The organism is Clostridioides sp. ES-S-0001-03, assembly GCF_020676075.1.
In the GTDB taxonomy this organism is placed as follows: Bacteria; Bacillota; Clostridia; order Peptostreptococcales; family Peptostreptococcaceae; genus Clostridioides.
This window is the reverse complement of sequence record NZ_JACVWJ010000001.1, coordinates 406,577-429,007: the sequence shown is the minus strand read 5'-3', so window position 1 is coordinate 429,007 and position 22,431 is coordinate 406,577. Positions and strand designations below refer to the sequence as shown.

Below are 22,431 nucleotides of genomic sequence, written 5' to 3'. Positions count from 1 at the left end.
ATAATTTCATTTAATTTACTTATTATTTCTTTTAATATTTATCAGCGTAAATTCCAAAAACAACCTATAATTATAGGGCATAATAAGTATTTTTCAAAAATAAAAGCACTACATATAGTTAGTGCTTTATCTATTATATACTACATATAGTATATACACAAATTTTTTTATATCTAAACTTTTATTATTGTATTACTGATATTATTTTATTCTTTAAATAAAACCATAAAAATGTTTACCCAGTGTTTATATGTTACTAGAGATAATAAATCTTCAATAATATATTTAATATTTTATATATTATTTAGAAGTTTTTTATTCATTGTTATATAATTAAATATATGACTATTTTGCTACTAAATATATAAAAATAAATTTGTGAAGGTGATTTTAATGAAAACTATTTCTAAACAAGAATTAGAAAAAACACTTGAGAAACATTATTTATGGCTTAAAAATAATAACGATGGAGAAAGAGCTGATTTAAAAGAAGTAAGATTAGAAAATATGGATTTAAGAGGATATTATTTAAGTAATATTGACTTTTCCTGGTCTGACCTTATCAATTTAAATTTAGAAAATGCAGATTTAGAAAACTCTAGCTTTAAGAATTCTTATTTTTCAGATTGTTCATTAAAAAATTCTATATTAAAAAATACAGACTTAAGTGGTGCAAATTTTAGATTTTGTAATTTATCTAACTCAGATATTAGAGGTACTAATCTAGAAAATTCTAATTTAGAATATGCTACATTGGATGGAGTAATATCAGATGAAAGTACTCGTTTTTTTAAATTATACTGTCCTGAAACAGGAGCGTTTATAGGCTATAAAAAATGTTTTAATTTTAGAATGGTACAATTATTAATACCAAGTGACGCAAAAAGAGTATCTGCTACATCAAATGCTTGTAGATGTGATAAAGCAAAAGTAGTGTCGATTACAAGTATAGATGGCAAAGAATCTTTTAAAACTGCTCGTGCATATGCTGATGAAAATTTTATATATAGAGTAGGAGAAATGGTGGTAGCTGAAAATTTTCATGAAAATAGATGGAAAGAATCAACTACAGGAATTCACTTTTTTTTAACTAGAGAAGAAGCTATTGGTTATCTATAAAGTATTATTTTTTTATTGAAGTGTGTAATTGAAAATTCACAGTAAAAAAATGTATTACTAAATAAATATTTTCTAAAAAAGAGTATCTAGAGATTTAAAAAATGCACTTTAAAAATCTCCTTATGATACTCTTTTATATATTTTATCATTTCTAAATATGCCATAAATTACAATTTACAGTAAATTATTTATATCAATACTATCCACCATTTTAGAAACTTTATCTACATATTCTATATTATTACTCAGACTCTTATAATACTTATTACTCTCACTTTTATTTCTAAATGAATAAACTTTTTTATTTATTTTTAAAGCCTCTTTTATAATATCTATATTTCTTTTATTAGTTTCTCCTACGCTAAATCCTGTGTCTATTATAATCTTAGAATTATTTAAATTTCTAATAGCCAAATCGAAACTTTCATCACTTATTGACTCAAATGGCTTTTCTGTAAACAACTTTATGCCCATAGTCCTACCAATTTCATAATCAATATCATTTTCATGTATTATGCCAGAATATATACCTATACCTCTTTTAGTAAAAGCTCTGTAGATTGGTGTTGCTTTACCGCCTCCACCAATTATAAAAACTTCATTTTTTGATTTATTGCTAATTTCTACTGCACCTAATAAACTATTAAAATTTTTATCCTCTAATTCATAGAGTGAATTTATCATATTTTCGTCTACCATATCTTCTGGCTGACCATAAGCTATAACTTTGTTATTTTTTACAAGAGCAACCTTATCACAACTTTTTAGTGCTATATCTATTTCATGTAATGAAAGTATTACTGATATTGATTTTTCCTTACTTAATTTTTTTAGTATGTTCATAAGTTCCAATCTATGCTTTATATCTAAATGGGTTGTAGGTTCATCTAATATTATTATTTCTGGCTCTTGAACTAATGCTCTTGCAACCAAGACCTTTTGTTTTTCACCATCACTAAGTTCATCAAAATATCTTTTTTTTAAATGAATGGCATTTACAGATTTTAATGAATCATCCACCATCATTAAATCTTTTTTAGAGAGATTTCCAAAAAATCCTGTATAAGGATATCTCCCCATATTAACTACATCTTGTACAGTCATTAAATCTCCTAATAATCTATTTGTAAGTACTAAAGCCATCATTTTAGATAATGTCTTTCTGGATATATGCCTTACATCCATATCATTTAAATATATTTCTCCTTTTATTGGTGTTATAAGTTTAGATAGAGACCTTAATATAGTAGTTTTTCCAGCTCCATTGCTTCCCAAAAGACATAATATTTCTCCTTTTTTCACCTCTATGTTTATATCACTTACAACCACTTTTTTATCATATCCAACACTTAAATTATTAGTTTTCAACATGTCTAAGCCCTATCCTTCCTTTTCATCAATAACATTATTACAATTGGAGCACCTAGTAATGAAGTTATTGCACTTATTGGCAATTCTATTGGTGACAAAATTACTCTGGATACTAAATCACAAAGAGCTGTAACTATACTTCCTAAAAGAATTACTACTGGTACCAATACTCTATTGTCTGATGTTTTAAATATCAATTTTGAGATTTGTGGTACTGCAAGACCAATAAATCCTATAGGACCTGCAAATGCTGATACTATTGCCGCTAGTATACTTGATATAAATACTACCAAAAATCTAAAAAATTTTATATTTACACCAATACTCTTTGCATATTCTTCTCCTAGTAAAAAAGCATTTAGAGGTTTTATTATGAATATAGTCATCAAAAGACCTAATATCCCAACTATCATAAGTATTTCTACTTTTTCCCATGTAAATCCGGAAAAACTACCCATAGACCACATAGTAAATTCCTTCAATTTTTCATTATTTGCAAATGATTGTAATATATTTGTAATTCCACTACATACATAGCCAGTCATAATTCCTATCACCAAAAGTGTTGTTATATTTTTTACTTTGCTGGCAAATAGAATAACTATAGACATTACAATTAAAGCTCCTACAAATGCTGCTATAAATATACTCATTGAATTTATACTTTCAAATCCTAATGTATATCCTCCTAAAATCATAAGTGCTACTGATAAAGTCGCTCCTGAAGACACCCCTAATATATATGGTTCAACTATTGGGTTTTTAAAAAATATCTGTAGTAAAATACCAGATACTGCTAAACATGCACCTCCCACCATAGTTGCAAGGACTCTAGGAATCCTTATATTATAAATTATTTTATAGTGTTCTGTACTATCCATTCCTCTTAATACAACATCTATTATTTCTTTAAATTCGATTTTTACAGAACCAAATGCTACACATATCAAAAAAGTAAGTATTATACCTACAATTAAGATTATAAATATAGTAGTATTTTTAATTCTGTTTTTATTGGTAAAGTCCATCTATATACTCCTCTTAATAAAACTAGATTAACTCAAATTTATAAAGTTTTCTTGTTAATTTAATCTTATTTATTATTTATCATAATTTATATAATGCTTAATCTTTTCACCTGTAGTACCTGGATGAAATATTTCAACTAAATCCACTATTAATTCATCTGTCTTATCCACTGATTGATAATAATCCGGAGCAAACACCCATAAATTTCCATTTTTGACAACATCTAAATCAGATAACACTGGTGCACTAGATTTTATAGACTCTAAGTTTGGTGCATAATCTGAACTTGATGAATATACAAATATATCTGCATCTTTTGCCACTTCATGTAATTGCTCAATACTTACTCGCCCTTCATTTGAATCGATTGAAGCACAAGCATTTATTCCACATGCCATGTTTATCATATTATCTACATATGAATTTTTAGGTGCTATATAAGCATTCCCTTCATATACAGATGCCCATACAACTTTAGGTTTACTTTTGTTTTTTATTTTTTTACTAACCTCTTCTATTTTTTGTACTGTTTTATCTAATTCACTAGTAGCTATATCCTCTTTATCATAAAATGCAGCTATCAAGCTTGTCCACTCCATTCTTCCAAATGGATTTTGTTCCTTATATTCATTATCTACAACATAGTTAAGTCCCAATTCTTCTAATTTATCTATAAATTTTGTATCCGCTTCTGATAAACCACTACTCACTATAGTCAAGTCAGGATTTAAGTCTACTATTTTTTCATAATCTGGTGCTAAATTTGAACCAACATAATGTATCTTCCCATCCTTCATTAAATTTTTAATTTCTTTGATAGTCCAATATTGTTCTTCTGTTGTTACTGCTTTTATACTATCTAACTCACCTATTGTCCTTAAAGAACAAGCTTGTGTTGTAGATGCTATCAATACATTATCCACAGGTGTTCTAACTATATTTGCATTCTTGTATTTTTCAGGTATTTTTATCTTTTTAGGAATCAAAATTAGTTCTCTATTATCTCCATCAACAACCTTTTTAATTCCATCTTCTAAATTCTCAACACTAAATCCACTTGCATATTTTAATTCTAATTTTTTCCCATTACTAACTTGTTCATTAGTTTTGTCTTTTTTGCTACAACCTACAATACCTCCTGCCAAAAAAATTACCATTACAACTAAAAAAAACTGCTTTAAAACATTTGACTTGAATTTCATCACTTTCACTCCATTATTTTATTTTTTATGAGTGGCTACACATATTTTAAAAAAATATTTTACTAAAATTAATTTTATAAATATAGCTTTTTAGCAAAATAAAAAACCTCTCCTAAATTAGCAAGGAGAAGCTTCTATATCAATTTTATAAAAAATGAATTGATATCTCATTTTATTATAAACTACAATCTCCACCCTAAATTGTATTTATGTAATACTGGGCAGGTCTCCTGACTCACGGCCTGTCCTCCATCAACCTTCCCAAAATTACTATGAATCTCAGTGGATTTGATTTTGTATCCGTATACAGTAGCGGGGGCTGTAGTGAATTTACATCACTTTCCCTATTAAACTAAAATAGTACCCTAGTATTATTTACATTTAATTTTTCATTAAGATAATTGTAGTTTATTGTTAATTACTTTGCAAGGTTGATTTAATATATCCACTCAAAAAGAGGGCTTAAAATGACTATAAAAATCAATCTAAAACCCTCTTTATCTTCTTAGTTTATATTTAATTCATCCATCAAAGTTTTAATTTTACATACTTGATTTTCATCTGGTTTTATAAATGGAGCAGTTACGTAGTCACTTATTTCTAATCCTCTAATATTCATAGCTTTCTTCATTGCTGGTATAAATGGATTTGTTATTAAATAAAAATCCATTGCTTTATTAATATATTTTTGAATTTCGATAACTTTATCCATATCCTTATTATTATAAGCTTCAGCCCATTTGGAACATACTTCTGGAATTAGATTTGATAATCCTCCTATACAACCTGCTCCTCCAGACATTAAGTTGTGTATAAAATTTTCATCATATCCACTGTATATCTTAAAGTTTGGTAACTCTGTTTTCATAGTATTTATTAAATCTCTAGTATGTCCCATTAAAGTTACTGTATCTTTATATCCAACTATGTTTTTATGTTTTCTTGCAAGCTTTAATGTAAGTTCTGGACTTAAATCATAACCAGTTCTATCTGGATAATTATATAGGTATATTTCAGCATCTGTGTTCTCAGCTATCTTGCTATAAAACAGTTCAATACTATCATCATCAAGCGAGAAATAATAAGGACTTATTATCATAACTCCATCTGCTCCACTATTATGTGCATAGTTTGAAAGTTCTATAGACTCATCTGCACACATACGACTTGTACCTATAAACACTTTAACCCTCTTATCGACATGATTAACCACTAAATCTATAAGTTCTTTTTGCATATCCATAGACATATTAAAGAACTCTCCAGTACTTCCCATTATAACTAGACCATCTACTCCCCCATCTATAAGGTAATCATATACTTTTTTGTTTCCTTCTCTATCTAAATTTCCGTCTTCATCAAATATTGTAACAACTGGTGTCAAAAATTCTGCTTTCATAATTTAAACTCCTAAAATTTATTTTGATATGTTCATTTAATATGCTTATAGCCTATGTTTTAAGATTATATATAATAAAACATTTACTTAACATAATTTTTCAATATTCCAATACTTTCAATCTCACATTCAATTACATCTCCACTATTCATATATAGAGGAGGAGAAAAGCCCATCCCTACTCCAGAAGGTGTTCCAGTTGCTATAATATCCCCTGCCTCTAAAGTCATCCCTTTTGAAAGTTCTGAAATTATATCTGAGATATCTGATATGAATAACTCTGTATTAGAATTTTGTCTTTCTTCATCATTTACTCTACTATATACATTAAGTTTTACTGGAAAAGAAACTGCACTTTTATGTAAGATACATGGCCCTAAAGATGTAAATGTATCTAATCCCTTTCCCCTAAACCATTGAACATGTTCTTTTTGCAACTTTCTAGCAGAAATATCATTTATCACAGTGTAACCAAAGATATAATCTTCTACATATTCTTTTTCTATATTAACACCTGTTTTACCTATTACTACTCCAAGTTCAACCTCATAATCCAACTGATTATTTATATCAAAGTGAGCATCTATCTCATCTTCTGGACCTATCGCCTTTGTCACACGCTTTGTAAAATAGACTGTTTTCTCAGGTTCTTCAAAGCTACTATCAAAATGAGTTTGAGTTTCTTCAAGATGTTCTTTATAGTTTACTCCTACACATAAAATATCGTGTATTGGCTTTTCTATAGGAACATGTATAGTGCACTCCTCTTTTTTAAAAACATTATAGTCATTAAATGATTCTTCACTTATAATATTTTTTAACTTAATAATATCATCCTGAGATATACCTTGAATTAAATCATTTACATCTATAAAAAATTTACTAAGACTTATGGAATTGACATCAATAACAAACAATTCATCCTTTGAGAGAATTCCTACCTTTTTAGATGTATCTTCTATACTACTAAAACTAACAAACTTCATACTATCACCCTTTAGTAAAATTCTAAGTGCATACTTTTTTAAGTCTTATATTTTATACATAATTACATACTCTAGCTATTGCCATTTCAGTATATCCAAGTGATTCTGCTTTTGATTGCTTACCATTTGCTACATCTACAACTAGATTTAATAAATCATCTGTCAATTCTTCCATTGTCTGTGGTCCATATATAACTGGACTAGCATCAAAATCCATATTATCTTCCATATTTGCAAAAGTTATTTTATTTCCAGTTATTTTTATTACTGGAGCTATTGGATTTCCTGATGGAGTCCCTCTCCCTGTACTAAATACTACTACTTGAGCTCCTCCTGCAACCATACCCGCAACAGATGAGGCATCATTTCCTGGTGTATCCATTATTACAAGACCCTTCTTATCAATTTGCTTTGCATAATCATATACTTCACTTATTACTCTGTGCCCACCTTTGTGTATACAGCCTAGTGATTTTTCTTCCAAACTTGTAAGTCCACCGGCTATATTTCCAGGAGATGGATTTCCTTCTCTAACTTCTTCTCCAACTAATTTTAATGAATTTTCATATCTATGTACTATATGTAGTATTTTTTCTTTTACTTCTTCATTTACTGCTCTTCTAGCTAATATATGTTCTGCTCCTATAAATTCAGTAGTTTCACTTAAAATTGAAGTAGACCCTAAATCAACAAGTCTATCACTTAATTCTCCTATTAGCGGATTAGCAGCTAGCCCACTTGTTGGGTCAGACCCACCACATTCAGTCCCTAATATAAGTTCAGATATTGGGAATTCTTCTTTTCTAAGTATAGAAGCTTCTTGTGCCATTTCTCTAGCATAACGAACAGCTTTTTCTATAGTTTTTAAAGTTCCATGTTCTTCTTGTATTACAAGAGTCTTTATTGGTTTATTTGTTCTCTCTTTTATTGCATCAACTACCAAGTCATTTTGACAATTTTCACAACCTAAAGACACAACTATCACACCATATACATTAGGATTTGCTGCATATCCAGCCATAACATCCATAGTTAATTGTTGGTCTGAACTTACTTGAGAACAGCCATTTTGATTATTAAAAGTAACAGCTCCTTGAACTTGTGAGGCTATAATTCTCGTTGTATCTGATGCACACACACTTGTAGGTAATATTAATATGTGATTTCTTATGCCAACTCTTCCATCTGGTCTTTTATATCCATAAAATTTCATATTGATTTCCTCCTAAAATAGTCTATTTATCATACTTTATTTGATTTTCTTGTACTATAAATTTTATTCTTATTGCTAATTAGATAACTATAATCCTACTTATTTAATCATTTAATACTAAATATGACTTTTATTGAATTATAAATGTTACTTTATATGTTCGATACAATTTGTTTATCTAAATCTTCTCTAACACTTTTAACATTGTGAATATGTACATGTTGACCAATTTTTATTTCTTGATTAGCTTCTCCTATGTGTTCTCCATATTTAGTAACTTTATCTCCCTCAGCCATATCCTTTATAGCCAATTTATGATAAATAGTTATATCATCTAAAGCTGTTATTGTCTTTATCGTTTTATCTTTTAATTTAAAATTAATTTCACTATTCTTAGATATTGCCTCAATAGCCACTGCAACATTATCTTTTTCATCAATTATCACTGCATTTATCATTATCTTTATTCTCCTTTATAAATAATATAGTTTTATTAATATACAAAATCATCTTAGCAATTATATATCTGTATTCATCAGGCTACTATTGTCCCATCATCTTTTTGTTTTGGGAATTTAGGACATCCATATTTCTTCGCCCACCAGCTAGTTATAAGAGGAACTAATATTGCAGTAACAACTACTGCAGCTGCTACTTGAGTTGTAGCTGTTGCAACATATGGTTGCCATGTTGGGTCAACTAATGCAACAGCAGCAGGAACAGCAATTGCATTCCCTGCAGTTGTAGCTACAGCCCATCCTGCATACCCTGGACGTTTACCTATAAATCTATCACAGAATACTATAAATATACCTCCTACAAACACAGATATTAATCCAAGTAATACTCCAGATAGTCCTCCTTTTAATATACTTGCAAGATTTATGCTACTTCCAAGTGCAAAACCTACAAAGGGTACTAATAAATTACATCCTGGTTCTAAAAATTCTTTCATCTTTTTGTCAAAATTACCTATTATCATACCAACAAGTATTGGTACGATTGCAGCTAATAATGACATTAATGGAACATTTGCAAGTCCTGAAGTCCCAAGAGCTATCAATGTAAAAAATGGACCATCATTCAAAGTAAGTAAACTCATAGTTGCACAATCTGTTTCATCTCCATATGAAGTCATTAATGAAAGATATATACTACCATTACTATTTGTAACTGCACTTATAACTGCCAAAGTTGTAAGACCTAATACTCCATCCATTCCAAATAATTTTCCTATAAGTATGCCTATTAAAGCACCTATAGCAAATTTAGAACCAAGAAGTATTCCTCCTCTTTTTAATACTTTTGGCATTTCTTTAAATTGAAGCTGAGTTCCAAGACATACTAGTTGAACCCCTATTATAGTTGCAGAGCCAACACTTGAGAATACTGCTGTTGTAAATGAACCTATTTGTACAATATCTGGGCAAAATGTATTAATGAAAGCTGCTATAAACATTGGAACTATCATCATACCTGCAGGAATTTTTTTAATAAAATCCATTATCATAAAGTTACTCCTCCTAAAACATGATATTTAATTACTTGTATTAAATTTTTTAGCTTTAATTTTAACGGCCGTTTCGGTTCGTATTTAAGAACTAAGTTTTTATTTACGAATCTTTGAATTAATGATAGCATTTTCCCAATTATGAGTCAATAAAAAAAATAAATTTTTGTCAAAATTTTTTCAAATTATCTGATAATATAGCAATAGTTAGCAATTATCTTCATTATATGCAAAATATAAAAAGTAATTTTTCTCATTTCACATCTATATATCCCAATTTATATAATCTAAATTCACAATATTTCGATATTTTTATATAAAATACGATTATTATTGTCTTATCTTAAATTATATAGCTAAATACAGTTCACTTTCTCAGGTATATTTTGGAAATTATTTCAAGTTTTTAGTATGAATTTTCATCAAAAAAATCATCTATAAATATTTATAATTAAAGCTTATTTGCACATGCTGTCATATATTTTATTTCTACATTGTAAATTATCACACAGTATGCTAAAATCAACATATTCTAACACTTTAAATTAACAAAGATAGGGGGAAATTTATGACTTCAGATAATCATCGCCCAACAGCTAGGATATTAGATATTTTAGAAGCATTAGCTGAATCTGAGAATGGATATACTCTTACAGAAATAGCAGATGCTATCAATGCTCCAAAAAGTAGTATCTTTCCTATAGTTCATACACTTAATGCTAGAAAATACATTACTATTGATAAAAATACGTCTAAATATTCCATAGGTATACGTTCTTACACATTGGGGTCTTCGTTTTTTGAGAAAAGAACTATTTTTAACTACATAATTGATGAAATGACTAATATAGTTAATTCTTGTTCTGAAACTTGTCAACTTGGTATACTCGACAATAACGAAGTTCTTTATATTGGAAAAGTTGACTCTCCAGAGCCAATTAGACTTATTTCTTATGTTGGTAAAAAGATACCTGCTAATTGTACAGGTCTTGGTAAAGCACTTTTATGTGATTTTGATAAGGAAAAACTAATAAATTTATATCCAGACGGATTAAAAGGATTTACAAAAAAATCAATTACTGACTTTGATATTTTATATGACCAGCTTCTTGAAGTTCGTGAAACTCAAATAGCTTCAGAATGTGAAGAATCAATGGAATACCTAAAATGCCTTGCTGTACCAATAAGAAAAAACGGATGTATAAGGGCCGCTGTTAGCGTAACACTTCCACTTTTTAGGTCTAGTGAAGAAAAAATAGAACTGATAAAAAAATTACTTCTAAATGCCCAAAAAAATATTCAATCTATGATGGAAGAACGTAATGAAGATATTATAATAAATTAGATTGATAAAAACAAAGTTGCTGACTTAATTACAGCAACTTTGTTTTTTTATGCTCTTTTTTATTTTTAATATTTTTATTGACATGATAAAAATACTATGTTAAATTCTAATCATAATCGTAATTACGAACTTAGTTCTTATATAAAAACTCACGATATATATTTTAACCTCAAAAACCAATATCTAATATGTGAATTAGTATAAGACTATTGTAGGTATGTATATTGTACATAAAAATTAATTCAAAAAAGGAGATTTTAACTATGAGTATCTATTATGTACCACCAATAAACTTACTTGGAAAAGGGTGTCTTATTGAATCTAAAGACTCAATTAAATCCTTAGGCACTAAAAAAGCATTTATCGTTAGCGATAAATTTCTAACTTCAAATGGTACTGTAAAAAAAGTAACAGATATGTTGTCTCAAATAGGTGTGAACTTTGCTATTTATGATGAAGTTAAACCAAATCCAACTGTGACTAATGTCAATAATGGACTTGAAATATTAAAATCAGAAAATTGCGACTTCGTTATAACTATAGGTGGTGGTTCTCCACAAGATTGTGGTAAAGCTATTTCCATATTGGCTACCAATGGTGGTGACATTAGAGATTATGAAGGTGTAAATAAAACTTCTAAAAAATGTCTTCCTATAGTTGCTATAACTACTACTGCTGGTACATCAGCTGAAGTTACAATAAATTATGTCATAACGGATGAAGATAGGCACGTAAAAATGATAATGGTTGATACAAATGCACTAGCTACAATGACAGTTAATGACCCAGAATTAATGATTAGTAAGCCAGCTAATTTGACAGCAGCTACTGGTATGGATGCACTGACTCATGCTATAGAAGCTGTAGTGGCTAATGGTGCTTATGATGTTACAGATTCAACTGCGCTATATTCTATAAAGCAGATATTTGAATATCTTCCTAGAGCTGTTAAAGATGGTAATGATATAGATGCTAGAGAACAAATGTGTTATGCTTGTTTTCTAAATGGAATTGCTTTTAGCAATGCAGGTCTTGGAAATGTACATGCTATGGCTCATCAATTAGGAGGTTTATATGATTTACCTCATGGAGTATGTAATGCTATGTTGCTACCAATAGTTGAAGAAGAAAATGCTAAATCTGCACCTTCTAAATTCCGTCCAATAGCTGAGATTATTGGAATGAATATACATGACAAATCAGATAAGGAATGTGTTGATTTTGTAATAGATAAAATAAAAGCTCTTTCAGAAGAAGTAGGAATTCCAAAATCTTTAAAAGATGTTGGTGTTGATAATCCTAATTTTGAGTTGCTTGCTGAAAATTCTATGAAAGATGCTTGTGCTGGAGCCAATCCTGTTTTCTTTGATAAGGATAAAATTATAGAATTATTTAAGAAAATCTCTTAATATAATCACACTTATAAATTAATTATGTATATTTATAAGGGAGTGTCTCAAAATATTTTTATTTGATTATAGACACTCTCTTATTATCTAAATCCATATTTTTAATTTAATTTCAAACTCTTTAAAATTAATAAATAGTATTTTTAATGAATTATAACTGTTGTTGTGTCAGGTATATTGTCATATATCCACTTAGCATTTTCTGTACTTAGTCTTATACATCCATGGCTAAGAGCTTCACCAAGCCTAGCATCTATTATATAACTTCCTGTTGAATTATATAACACAGAATGATAATAATACCCACCTTTAATTCTAGTAGCGTACTTAACTGAATACTCATCTGTTCCAAAAGAAGGTTTTCTCCCACTTATATAAAAAATACCTGTTATAGTTGGAGTTTCAGGTTTACCTATAGTGCATTCCCATTTATATAATTGCCCCCAACCACCATTATCTTTCTTAAAAATATAAGTGTATTTATTTTTAAGGTCTGTGGTAATTAGATAGTCACTAGTACTTTTAATATTATTTTCATTAACAAATTTAGTCATATCAGTGTAAAAATACTTATAATCTAATTCATTAGGTTTATTTCCATCACTTGACAAGAAATAATTAAAAACATAACCTGTTTTATCATCATATATAACTTTACTCCAGTCCCCTTCTACCTGTAGAACTTCGACTCTAGACTTTTCAGGAATTACTGTAATTATAGTAGAAGTTGTAGACTTATCTTCTCTTAAATTTAAATTACTCCAAGCATATTCGCTTACTGATATTAAATCTCTGTATACATACCCTTCTTGAAAATTGTAGATTACTTTAATCCAATCATCTTCTTCATCTAGAACCTCTAATTTAGAACCTTTAGGTATTACAGTTATAATACTTGAACTTGTAGATTTCGCAGACCTCAAATTTACATTTACTAAAGCATATTTATATATAGGTGCTCTGTATTTTTTAATGTTTATTTTAAATAGCTTCACACATACCCATCCTCTCATATGTCTTTTTACAATACTTTATGAAATTCGATATATATTCGTTCTTCTATTTTTAAACTTACTCTGTATAATTAAAGGTTATTATCCATTTAAATTTACAATATTACAATCTTTAATATATTCTTCAATTATACTTCTAGCTACATTAAAATAACTTATACATTTATCAACTATAACAGCATCACTGCTAACTACTCTATCAAGTTTTTCTAATATAACATCTGCATTTTTTACTAGCTCTACTTCTGTTTCAATTTTCCATACCTTGGCATGTTCTAATATCTTATATCTTAGATTTCCAGAATTAGAAACTGGTGCATCTAAGTAAAATTTAATTTTTGTAGCCTTATATTTATTAAAAAACTTTCCTATTAGATTTAAAGCTTCTTCTGTTTTATCTATAATTTTATATGTTCCTCTAAGACCTGCTAAATCTCTTATATTTCCATCTCTACCTATGACTAGAGTTCCTCCAGATAATGCTACTTCTAGAGCTATTATCAAATTAAAACCATCTATGTATATAATTCCTTCATTTATTTTATCTAAGGAAAGTATCTTTGATTGTCTTATTCTATTTTTTTCATCAGTACATACTGCTCTCTTTAGTGCATCTCTTTGTCTTATTGAAAACTGATATCTATCTCCCACAAAAGTTACAACTGGGTCTATTTTATAATCTCTATTTATTAACCATTCTATTTCTTCTTGAGCCTTTACAAGTCTTACAAGTTCTTTACTTGAAAACCATCGTTTATCACTCTCATCAAAGCCTCTTTTAGATATTTTATTCATAGAATATTTCACCGCCTTAATATGAAGTTTGCTAATATTATCTTATCCATTTATATTATTCAATATTTAGATTATACCTTTTAATACTCTCTTAAATACAAAATAATTACTTTTTTACTATATTTATACTTTATAATGTAAAGAAAGGATACTATTAGTAAATTCTCATAGTATCCTTTCTTTAAAATTTATTTATAATGATAATTTTAGGCTTTATTTATATATTACACTTATTCTATACTTCCTTTATCATATTAGGAGATAAAACATCATTAAGAGCCTCTGTCATAGTTGGATGTGCATAAACACGGTCTCTTAAATATGTATATTCTACTTCTAAATCTACGGCTAACTGAATTAAATGTATAATCTCACTAGAATCTTCACATATCATGCTAGCACCAAGTATCTTATTGGAATTTTTATCTATTACGATTTTTATAAATCCATCTGTCTTTCCAATTTGTTTAGCTCTTGGAATTGCCTCAACTGGCATCTTTGCTACTAATACATCATATCCTTTTTCCTTTGCTTGTTTAACATTAAGACCAACTCTTGAAAATGCTGGACTTATGAATATAGCATTTGGTATATTTTTTCTATTACTAGTAGTTCTAGTCTTATTTCCAAATAATTGATTGATTATTATACGATAGTCATCTAGTGATATATAAGTAAATTGAGGACCTCCATTTATATCTCCTATAGCCCATATGTGTTTTTTATTAGTCTTAAGGTTATCTGATACTTTAATAAATCCTCTTTCATTTAACTCTATGCCTGCATTTTCAAGTCCTAAACCTTCAGTATTTGCTTTTCTACCTGTAGCAACAAGTATTATATCACTTGTTATTTCCTTTAATTCACTATTTATATCATATTCTACTGTAGCTAAATTAGAAACTTCCTTAATCTCTTTTACCTTTGCATTATTTATAATTTTTACATTTCTCTTTTCAAGTAATTTTATTATTTCTTCTGAATCTTCAATATCTTCATTTGGTAAAATCCCATTATTTGAATTTAATATTGTAACTTCTGTTCCAAAGGAACTATAGATGCCTGCAAATTCTAAACCTATAAACCCAGCACCTATAATTGTCATTTTTTTAGGTAAGGTTCTTAAATTCATAAGAGATTCACTATTATATACTATCTTATTGTTTTCAATACCTTTTATATTAGGTATAAATGATTTTGAGCCAGTATTGATAAATATCTTCTCTGATACTAATTCATAAACTTCATTTTCAGTTTTTACTTCTACTGTATTTTCATCAATAAAAGTCGCCATTCCTGTAAATATAGTTACATTATCATTTGAATTTAATTTATTATAGTTAGCTTCTCTAAGCTTTGTAACCAAAGTTTCTTTTTTTTCTATAGCTTTTGCATATTCGATTTGTGCATCATTCCAAGAGTTTATATTTTTTACATTGTTTGCTGAATTTTCTAAGCTTTTAGTTGGGATACATGCTACATTTATACATGTTCCTCCATACATTTTATTTGACTTTTCTACTAAAGCTACCTTTAATCCTCTATTAGCTAAATCTCCTGCTAATGTCTTTCCACCTTTTCCAAATCCTATTATTATTGCATCAAATGTTTTTTTCATATAAATTTCAACCCTTTCCTTTGTTATTTATACTCTTACTATAACAAGATTTTCTAGGTGGTACAATTAGGTACTTTTTTGTAACCTTCTATATTAATACTTTTTATTTTTTTGATTTTCAATGAAAGACATCATAGTCTCTTTATTCATTGCTCCTGGAATGTACTGTGTTACATATCCTTCTTTATCAATTATAAATGTAGTTGGAAAAGCATTAATTCCATATTGATATGCTAATTCTCCATCTTCATCAAGTGCAACGGGAAAAGTATAGCCTTCATCTTTTAAAAAGTTAATTACATGTTCTCTTGAACCTTCTCTACCTAAATTAGGTGATGCTACACCTAAAATTACTACATCTTCATTATTTTTCTTATAATCCTTGTACAACTGCTCTATATGAGGCATTTCCTCTTTACATGGAGGACACCATGTAGCCCAGAAATTTAAAAACACAACCTTACCTTCATAATCACTTAATTTATGTGTTTTACCATATTGGTCAGTTAAAGTAAAATCAATAGATTTTATTCTCTCTTCATCATTAGAGCTGTTATCACTATTTTCATTATTAGATTCTTTTTTATTATCTCTGTTACCAGACTCTTCTTGTGTATTGCCATTAGAATTTCCTTGTTTATTATCTTCTTGATTCACACTTTGATTATTTTCAACTTTATTTTTTTGTGGAACATTAAAATGCTTGCTCACACTTTCAAACCCATTTATCATCATTAATATTCCTGATATTATAAGTATAGCTCCACCTATCTTTTTAATAATTTCCATATTAGATTTTATTTTATCTATAGTCTTAAATAACTTACTATAGAACATAGCTGTAATTATAAATGGCAAAATAAATCCAATGGTATATACTACTATTAAAAGATTTGCATTCAAATGATTAGTTGAACTAGAAACCATTACTAATACAGATGCTAATATTGGCCCAATACAAGGTGTCCACCCAAAACTAAATGTAAATCCAAGTAAATATGCTGTTATTGCTCTCATTTCTTTAAACTTTACATTTAATCTTTTTTCTCTATTTAGTATTGAAGACTTAATTATTCCCATATAAAACAATCCCATGATAATAATTATAATCCCACCTATAAACATTATTAAGTCTTTATTCTCATTAAAAAACATACTCAATACTCTTACTGATGAACCTAATATAAAAAAGGTTGTTGAAATTCCTAGAGTAAATAAGATAGTATTTTTAAATAGAGAACTTTTTATAAAATTCGTTTTTCCTTCTTTTAAATTTTCCACACTACTATTTGACAGTATACTTAGATAAATAGGTAGTATTGGTAATATACATGGCGAAAAAAACGATAATATCCCTTCTATAAATACCACAAATAAATTTATATTTTGCAAATTAAAGCTCCTCCTCATTCTATTTACATTATTACAATAAAAAATTATGTCCTTTTATTGCTTTTACTTTTATTCTCACGATAGCCTAATTAAGTCACTGTAAATTCAAAAGTAATTTAAAAGCTTACTTATCGCAATTTAAATTATTATTGCTCCACATAATCATCTTTTCCATAACAGGAAGTAATAGTACCCCTGACTCACTTAAAAAATATGTTGATTCTACAATATTATTAATTGATTTTTTATTGTTGATTATAATTCCTTGCTCAATTAAAAAATCTAATTGTTGAGTCAACATTTTCTTACTACATTCTGGAATGGCTCTTTGTAATTCTCCAAATCTTTTTTTATCTTTTTGTAACTCCCATATTATTATAGCTACCCATTTTTTACCTAATATGCTTGATAATGCCTCTACTGGACAGTCATATATCATATCATCTATATTATACATTTTATCTCCTCTTTCTTTTTATTAATTATTAAGACATGCTTTTATTTAATTTATAAATGTTACAAATGTGTTGAGATTTACTAGTTTAAGGTTGTTAATATATATTTTAGTTTTAAAATATTTCTGAGGTTTCATATAATTACTATATCAGTTTTATAAATGCATCACAATTGGGTACTTTTTTGTAACTACATATTTATAACTACATAAAATTAAAGTTAACTATATTAAATAAATTTAGCTCTTATATAATAATTCTTTATCTAAGTTCTTTATCCTGTTTTAATAATTTCTATATACAACATCAAACCCATACCTTGATATCTACCCAAAATTATACAAATTAAAAAATCTGACAGATATTTATCTGCCAGATTATTAAATGATAAACTTACTTTTACACTTATAAATCTAATAATATTGAAATAACTTCAAAAGGTGCTATTTCATATATTTGTTGTTCCTCTAATTCTTCTATTGCATTTATAACTTTCCCGTTTCTATCTTTAAATATTTGCTCATCTAATATCAACTTCTCACTTGTTGGATTTTCTAACCTTATTACAAACTTCTCTTTATCATAGTAAGAAAGATAACATGCTGATACAAGATAATTTTCTGGTAAAGATATTATCTCTAACTCTCTGTTCACAGATTTTTCAACAATTGACCTTTGAATCTTATTATCTATACGATATAAAAAGAAGTTATAATCCTGTAATTGATAATTTATAGATTCTTGCAAATAGTTATGAGTTAAACTTGCAACTTCTGATTCATCAAAAGATTTAGAACTCATATATATTGCAAATGAAAACTCTACTTCTCTAAGTATTTGTGCCTTTTCAGTTTTAATTCTGATATGTCCCTTTTTAGTGGTATCTCCAGAAGCACGTCCTGGTCTATATAATAAATCAGGTTTTCCTAATTCATCTGTAGTAGCAAGTAAAGTCAGTGCTATTTCATCATTGACATGTTGATACTCCTTTATTCCTCTAGTAAAGACAGTACAACTTCTCTTCTCATTAGTAAGCGTAATATTACTTTCTAAAGGTTCCAAATCTATAGGCATTTCACTATAAGTATTTTCCCAATTACTTAAAACCCCATTTTCTCTTGTTATATATCCAAATGGTAATGATGCTATATTTTTATTATCATTTATATCCGTTTTTACATGAACACGTAATCTATGATTACATATTGTATTGTTGACATGAAGTTTTACCTCTATCAATGGATTATCTTTTGATAAAATAATGCTAGCTCTTACATTTAATTTTCCATTGAGATTTTTATCTTTTCTATCTTCCAATGTAAGTGGTAGTAAAGTTGTACCTTCAACTACTATCTTTTCATATCCTAATGTTCTTTTTGTCGAAACACTATTAAACAAAAGTTCTATCTCGTCATCGTCTTGTAATGGTGAGAAATCATAAGTATCTCCTGCATTTCCGCTATCTTTTAAAGTTAAAAAGTTTGATATATAAGTTCCATCTTTAAGTTGTAAATCCAAGCTTCCATCTTTATATATTACCTTGTATTTATCGTTAGATATAAAGGTATCATTAGACTCACTAAGTGACAACATCTCTTTATTACTTGTTTCAAAACTAATAACTTTATAACCAAGTGCAGGAAGTTGTATATTTATTCTTATTTTTAGTATATAATAACCTGGTTCTTCAATAAATATATTACCAGCAGGTGTCTCTTCCAATACATTTTCTCTTGGTTGTATGTAAGTTTCTTCAATTATAGTAGCATCTAAATTTTCTTTAAAACAAATATTTTTACTATCACTCACTACTTGTATTTCTTTATATCCATTAAATCTTTTAGCTTCTGAATTAAACACTAATACATCATTTTGAGATAACTTAAGCCCTTCTGAAATTTTCTTTACAATAGTATTTTCAATGCTATCACAGATTTCATTAGCTTCTCTTATACGGTGAAGAATATCATCTGTTACAGTATCAGTTACACAACCAGCCAAACTGTCATGAGCTTGCCCTTCTAAAAGCTTTTTCCATGTGTTTATTAATAATTGATTGCTTATTTCTATTCCACTCTTTTTAGCAATTACTAGTAATGGCTCTATTCTCTTAATTAATTTATTTTCAAGTTTATCACATGCTAATTTTATATCCATTCTACTAGAACCAATTGATTTATGTATTCTTGCAAGCATTGGTTCTCTAAATTCACCTCTGTAGCTTTCTAATGATTCTATAGATTTTACATATTTCAAAAAGTCTTGATATGAACTTGTTATATAAGAATACTTTCCAATATTATTAATCTCTTCAACTTTATTTTTAAAATCACCTATTATATTTAATTGGTCATTTCCTGAAGGTATTAATACCTCTTCTACATCACTATATGATTTAATAAAATCAATAGCGGGGTCTAATCGTCCATTGACATACTTTGGTGAAGGTTCTAAAAGCATACCAGTTCCATATCCATGTGGCATATTTACAGCATATATATACTTTTCTCCATTTAAACTTTTCCATTTAAAATACGGTGATTGAACTTGCTTTCCTAAGTGGATACCCCTCCAAAAGAAAATATTATCAATCCCTACATGTCTTAATAAAATAGGCATCTGTGCATTAAAACCAAAGGTATCTGGTAAATACCCGATTTTCATGTATTCACCATACTTTTTACTTTCAAATATTCCAATCATTAAATTTCTTAAAATAGATTCCCCTCTAGCGAAGAATGCATCTGTTTGTGTAAACCATGGTCCGATATATAATCTTTTTTCTTCTATTAATTTTTTAATACTTTCTATTTTTTCTTTATGTACTTGTGTATAATCATCCAAAATAGAAAGTTGTCCATCAAGTACAAAACTTACATCTGGATTACGCTCTAACTCATCAATTATATCTGTAAATAATTGCTCACTAAGTACTAATGCATCTCCAGAAGTAAAATACCACTCTCTGTCCCAGTGTGTATGATTAACAATATGTGCTTTTATCATTTATGCTCCTCTATTTCTTCATTTTAATATTTTTAGGCTGTAATCAAGACTCAACAATACTCAAAACTTATACTAACTATAAAATTTATATTAAACCTAAATTATTATTTTTCTTAAATTTTTATTGAATTTTAAGATTCCCATTCTGCTTCATCAAATTCATCATCTTCAAATTCATCATCTTCGATAACTGGATTTCCACGTAATATTATAACTAAACCTGCTACAATTACTGTTCCTACTGCAATTGATAATACATACATTGGCCAGTTTTCTACTGTAAACCATCCATAAAATCCACTAATTGGAGTTGCATTCACTGAACCTAATCCAACTGCCATAGCTGAGGCAATTGCTGTACCAATTACACATGATGGTATTACTTTTAATGGAGATTCTACTGCAAAAGGAATTGCTCCTTCACTAACTCCAATCAACCCCATTATAAGAGATGATTTACCAGCTTCACGCAGCTGCTTATTATATTTTTGTTTTGCTAATATAGTAGCAAGACCTAAGCCTAGTGGTGGTATAACAATTCCTACCATTGCTGCTGTATTAGGTGCGTAAATCCCACTTGTTAATAATGCAAGTGATGTTGTCAAAGCTGCTTTATTAACTGGCCCACCTAGGTCAACTGCCATCATTGCTCCAATAATAGCTGCCATCAATATTTGATTTGTACCTGATAATCCATTTAACCAATTTTCTAAGCCAGTATTTAATGTTGCAAAAGGAATGCCTATGACATAATTAATTAATATAACAGTTATTAATGTTCCAAATACTGGTACTATAAATATTGGTACTATTGAAGCTGCTGACTTTGGTAATTTAACATTATTTTTAATAAATAAACATGTATATCCTGCGATTAAACCAACTGCTAAAGCTCCTAAAAAACCTGCTCCAATATCCTTAGCAATCATACCTCCAACAAGTCCTGGTACTATAGCTAATTTATCAGCTATAGAAAATCCTATAAAGGCTGCAATTACAGGAAACATTAATCCTAAAGCAGTGCCTCCAAAACCATCTAAATCATGTAATAATCTAACAATACTACTAGCACTTTCTGCATATTTAACGTCCCATATATCTGGTATATTATATAAAGAACCCCCTACACGAGATATTGCCATTATCATAGCACCTGCAATTACTAATGGAATCATATATGAGATTCCTGTTAAAACATGCTTTTTTAACTCAGAGACTATCTTTTTTAACATTATATTTCCCTCCATTTATTTAGTGTCAATTAACTTTAGTGCATCATTGATTACCTTTTCTGCATCTTTTATAGGTGCATTAACTGGTACTTCTAATATTTCTTTGCCTTCAAAACGTTCAGCATTTCTAACTTTAGTATCTACAGCAAATATTACTACTTCTGCAATTTGCGCATCTTTTTCAGTTAATTCATTGTCAATTCCAGTTGCTCCTTGTGTTTCAACTTTTATAAGATGACCCATTTTTTTTGAAGCCTTCTTTAATGCTTGTGCTGCCATATATGTATGTGCAACCCCTGTTGCACATGCTGTTACTGCTATAATTTTTCTTTTCATC

Annotated in this window: 19 protein-coding genes and 1 riboswitch; of the genes, 3 read left to right on the top strand and 16 right to left on the bottom strand. The window is 28.4% G+C overall.

Annotated features, from left to right (window positions below; translation table 11 throughout):
* Window positions 1-393: 393 nt before the first annotated feature.
* Complete coding sequence (locus IC174_RS01865; protein ID WP_227482008.1) at window positions 394-1,119, top strand: pentapeptide repeat-containing protein; 726 nt, start codon at window positions 394-396, stop codon at window positions 1,117-1,119.
* Between the two features lie 174 nt (window positions 1,120-1,293).
* Here IC174_RS01865 and IC174_RS01860 read toward each other — a convergent pair whose 3' ends face one another.
* The 8 genes from IC174_RS01860 to IC174_RS01825 form a co-directional block, all read right to left on the bottom strand.
* Entirely contained in the window at window positions 1,294-2,490 is a 1,197-nt protein-coding gene (locus tag IC174_RS01860) for an ABC transporter ATP-binding protein (protein ID WP_227482007.1), read from the bottom strand.
* 2 nt (window positions 2,491-2,492) lie between these two features.
* Window positions 2,493-3,518 carry an iron ABC transporter permease gene (locus tag IC174_RS01855; protein ID WP_227482006.1) on the bottom strand — a complete coding sequence of 342 codons (1,026 nt, stop codon included), beginning with the start codon at window positions 3,516-3,518 and terminating at the stop codon, window positions 2,493-2,495.
* A 72-nt stretch (window positions 3,519-3,590) separates the two neighbouring features.
* Window positions 3,591-4,721 (bottom strand): ABC transporter substrate-binding protein, encoded by a 1,131-nt coding sequence (locus tag IC174_RS01850; RefSeq protein ID WP_227482005.1) that lies wholly within the window; start codon window positions 4,719-4,721, stop codon window positions 3,591-3,593.
* A gap of 202 nt (window positions 4,722-4,923) precedes the next feature.
* A riboswitch (cobalamin riboswitch) is annotated at window positions 4,924-5,104 on the bottom strand.
* Window positions 5,105-5,226: 122 nt separating this feature from the next.
* Window positions 5,227-6,120 (bottom strand): dihydrodipicolinate synthase family protein, encoded by an 894-nt coding sequence (locus IC174_RS01845; RefSeq protein WP_227433925.1) that lies wholly within the window; start codon window positions 6,118-6,120, stop codon window positions 5,227-5,229.
* A gap of 83 nt (window positions 6,121-6,203) precedes the next feature.
* A complete protein-coding gene (locus IC174_RS01840) occupies window positions 6,204-7,106 on the bottom strand; it encodes a fumarylacetoacetate hydrolase family protein (protein ID WP_227482004.1) in 903 nt (300 codons plus the stop codon).
* Between the two features lie 52 nt (window positions 7,107-7,158).
* The gene (locus IC174_RS01835) at window positions 7,159-8,319 is read right to left on the bottom strand and encodes a UxaA family hydrolase (protein ID WP_227433923.1); all 1,161 of its coding nucleotides are present in this window, start codon (window positions 8,317-8,319) and stop codon (window positions 7,159-7,161) included.
* 152 nt (window positions 8,320-8,471) lie between these two features.
* A complete protein-coding gene (locus tag IC174_RS01830; RefSeq protein ID WP_227433922.1) occupies window positions 8,472-8,777 on the bottom strand; it encodes a UxaA family hydrolase in 306 nt (101 codons plus the stop codon).
* A 77-nt stretch (window positions 8,778-8,854) separates the two neighbouring features.
* Window positions 8,855-9,829: a 2-keto-3-deoxygluconate permease gene (locus IC174_RS01825; RefSeq protein WP_227482003.1), complete on the bottom strand. Its 975-nt coding sequence runs from the start codon at window positions 9,827-9,829 to the stop codon at window positions 8,855-8,857.
* 568 nt (window positions 9,830-10,397) lie between these two features.
* Between IC174_RS01825 and IC174_RS01820 the strand changes: the two genes are divergently transcribed.
* Both IC174_RS01820 and IC174_RS01815 read left to right on the top strand, forming a co-directional pair.
* Window positions 10,398-11,174 (top strand): IclR family transcriptional regulator, encoded by a 777-nt coding sequence (locus IC174_RS01820; protein ID WP_227433920.1) that lies wholly within the window; start codon window positions 10,398-10,400, stop codon window positions 11,172-11,174.
* A 263-nt stretch (window positions 11,175-11,437) separates the two neighbouring features.
* The gene (locus IC174_RS01815; protein ID WP_227482002.1) at window positions 11,438-12,583 is read left to right on the top strand and encodes an iron-containing alcohol dehydrogenase; all 1,146 of its coding nucleotides are present in this window, start codon (window positions 11,438-11,440) and stop codon (window positions 12,581-12,583) included.
* Window positions 12,584-12,726: 143 nt separating this feature from the next.
* Here IC174_RS01815 and IC174_RS01810 read toward each other — a convergent pair whose 3' ends face one another.
* The 8 genes from IC174_RS01810 to IC174_RS01775 form a co-directional block, all read right to left on the bottom strand.
* Window positions 12,727-13,596 carry a L,D-transpeptidase family protein gene (locus IC174_RS01810; RefSeq protein ID WP_227433918.1) on the bottom strand — a complete coding sequence of 290 codons (870 nt, stop codon included), beginning with the start codon at window positions 13,594-13,596 and terminating at the stop codon, window positions 12,727-12,729.
* Window positions 13,597-13,677: 81 nt separating this feature from the next.
* Window positions 13,678-14,391 (bottom strand): DUF434 domain-containing protein, encoded by a 714-nt coding sequence (locus IC174_RS01805; RefSeq protein ID WP_227482001.1) that lies wholly within the window; start codon window positions 14,389-14,391, stop codon window positions 13,678-13,680.
* Between the two features lie 235 nt (window positions 14,392-14,626).
* Window positions 14,627-16,009, bottom strand: coding sequence for an FAD-dependent oxidoreductase (locus IC174_RS01800; RefSeq protein WP_227482000.1), 1,383 nt, complete (start codon window positions 16,007-16,009; stop codon window positions 14,627-14,629).
* Between the two features lie 93 nt (window positions 16,010-16,102).
* Window positions 16,103-17,401, bottom strand: a complete 1,299-nt coding sequence (locus tag IC174_RS01795) for a cytochrome c biogenesis protein/redoxin (RefSeq protein ID WP_227481999.1) — start codon at window positions 17,399-17,401, stop codon at window positions 16,103-16,105.
* Between the two features lie 124 nt (window positions 17,402-17,525).
* Window positions 17,526-17,858: a winged helix-turn-helix transcriptional regulator gene (locus IC174_RS01790; protein WP_227433914.1), complete on the bottom strand. Its 333-nt coding sequence runs from the start codon at window positions 17,856-17,858 to the stop codon at window positions 17,526-17,528.
* A 403-nt stretch (window positions 17,859-18,261) separates the two neighbouring features.
* On the bottom strand, window positions 18,262-20,862 hold the full coding sequence (locus IC174_RS01785; RefSeq protein WP_227481998.1) for a glycoside hydrolase family 38 C-terminal domain-containing protein: 2,601 nt from the start codon (window positions 20,860-20,862) through the stop codon (window positions 18,262-18,264).
* A 131-nt stretch (window positions 20,863-20,993) separates the two neighbouring features.
* Window positions 20,994-22,094, bottom strand: coding sequence for a PTS fructose transporter subunit IIC (locus IC174_RS01780; RefSeq protein WP_227433912.1), 1,101 nt, complete (start codon window positions 22,092-22,094; stop codon window positions 20,994-20,996).
* Window positions 22,095-22,109: 15 nt separating this feature from the next.
* A complete protein-coding gene (locus tag IC174_RS01775) occupies window positions 22,110-22,430 on the bottom strand; it encodes a PTS fructose transporter subunit IIB (protein WP_227433911.1) in 321 nt (106 codons plus the stop codon).
* Between the last annotated feature and the right edge of the window lies 1 nt (window position 22,431).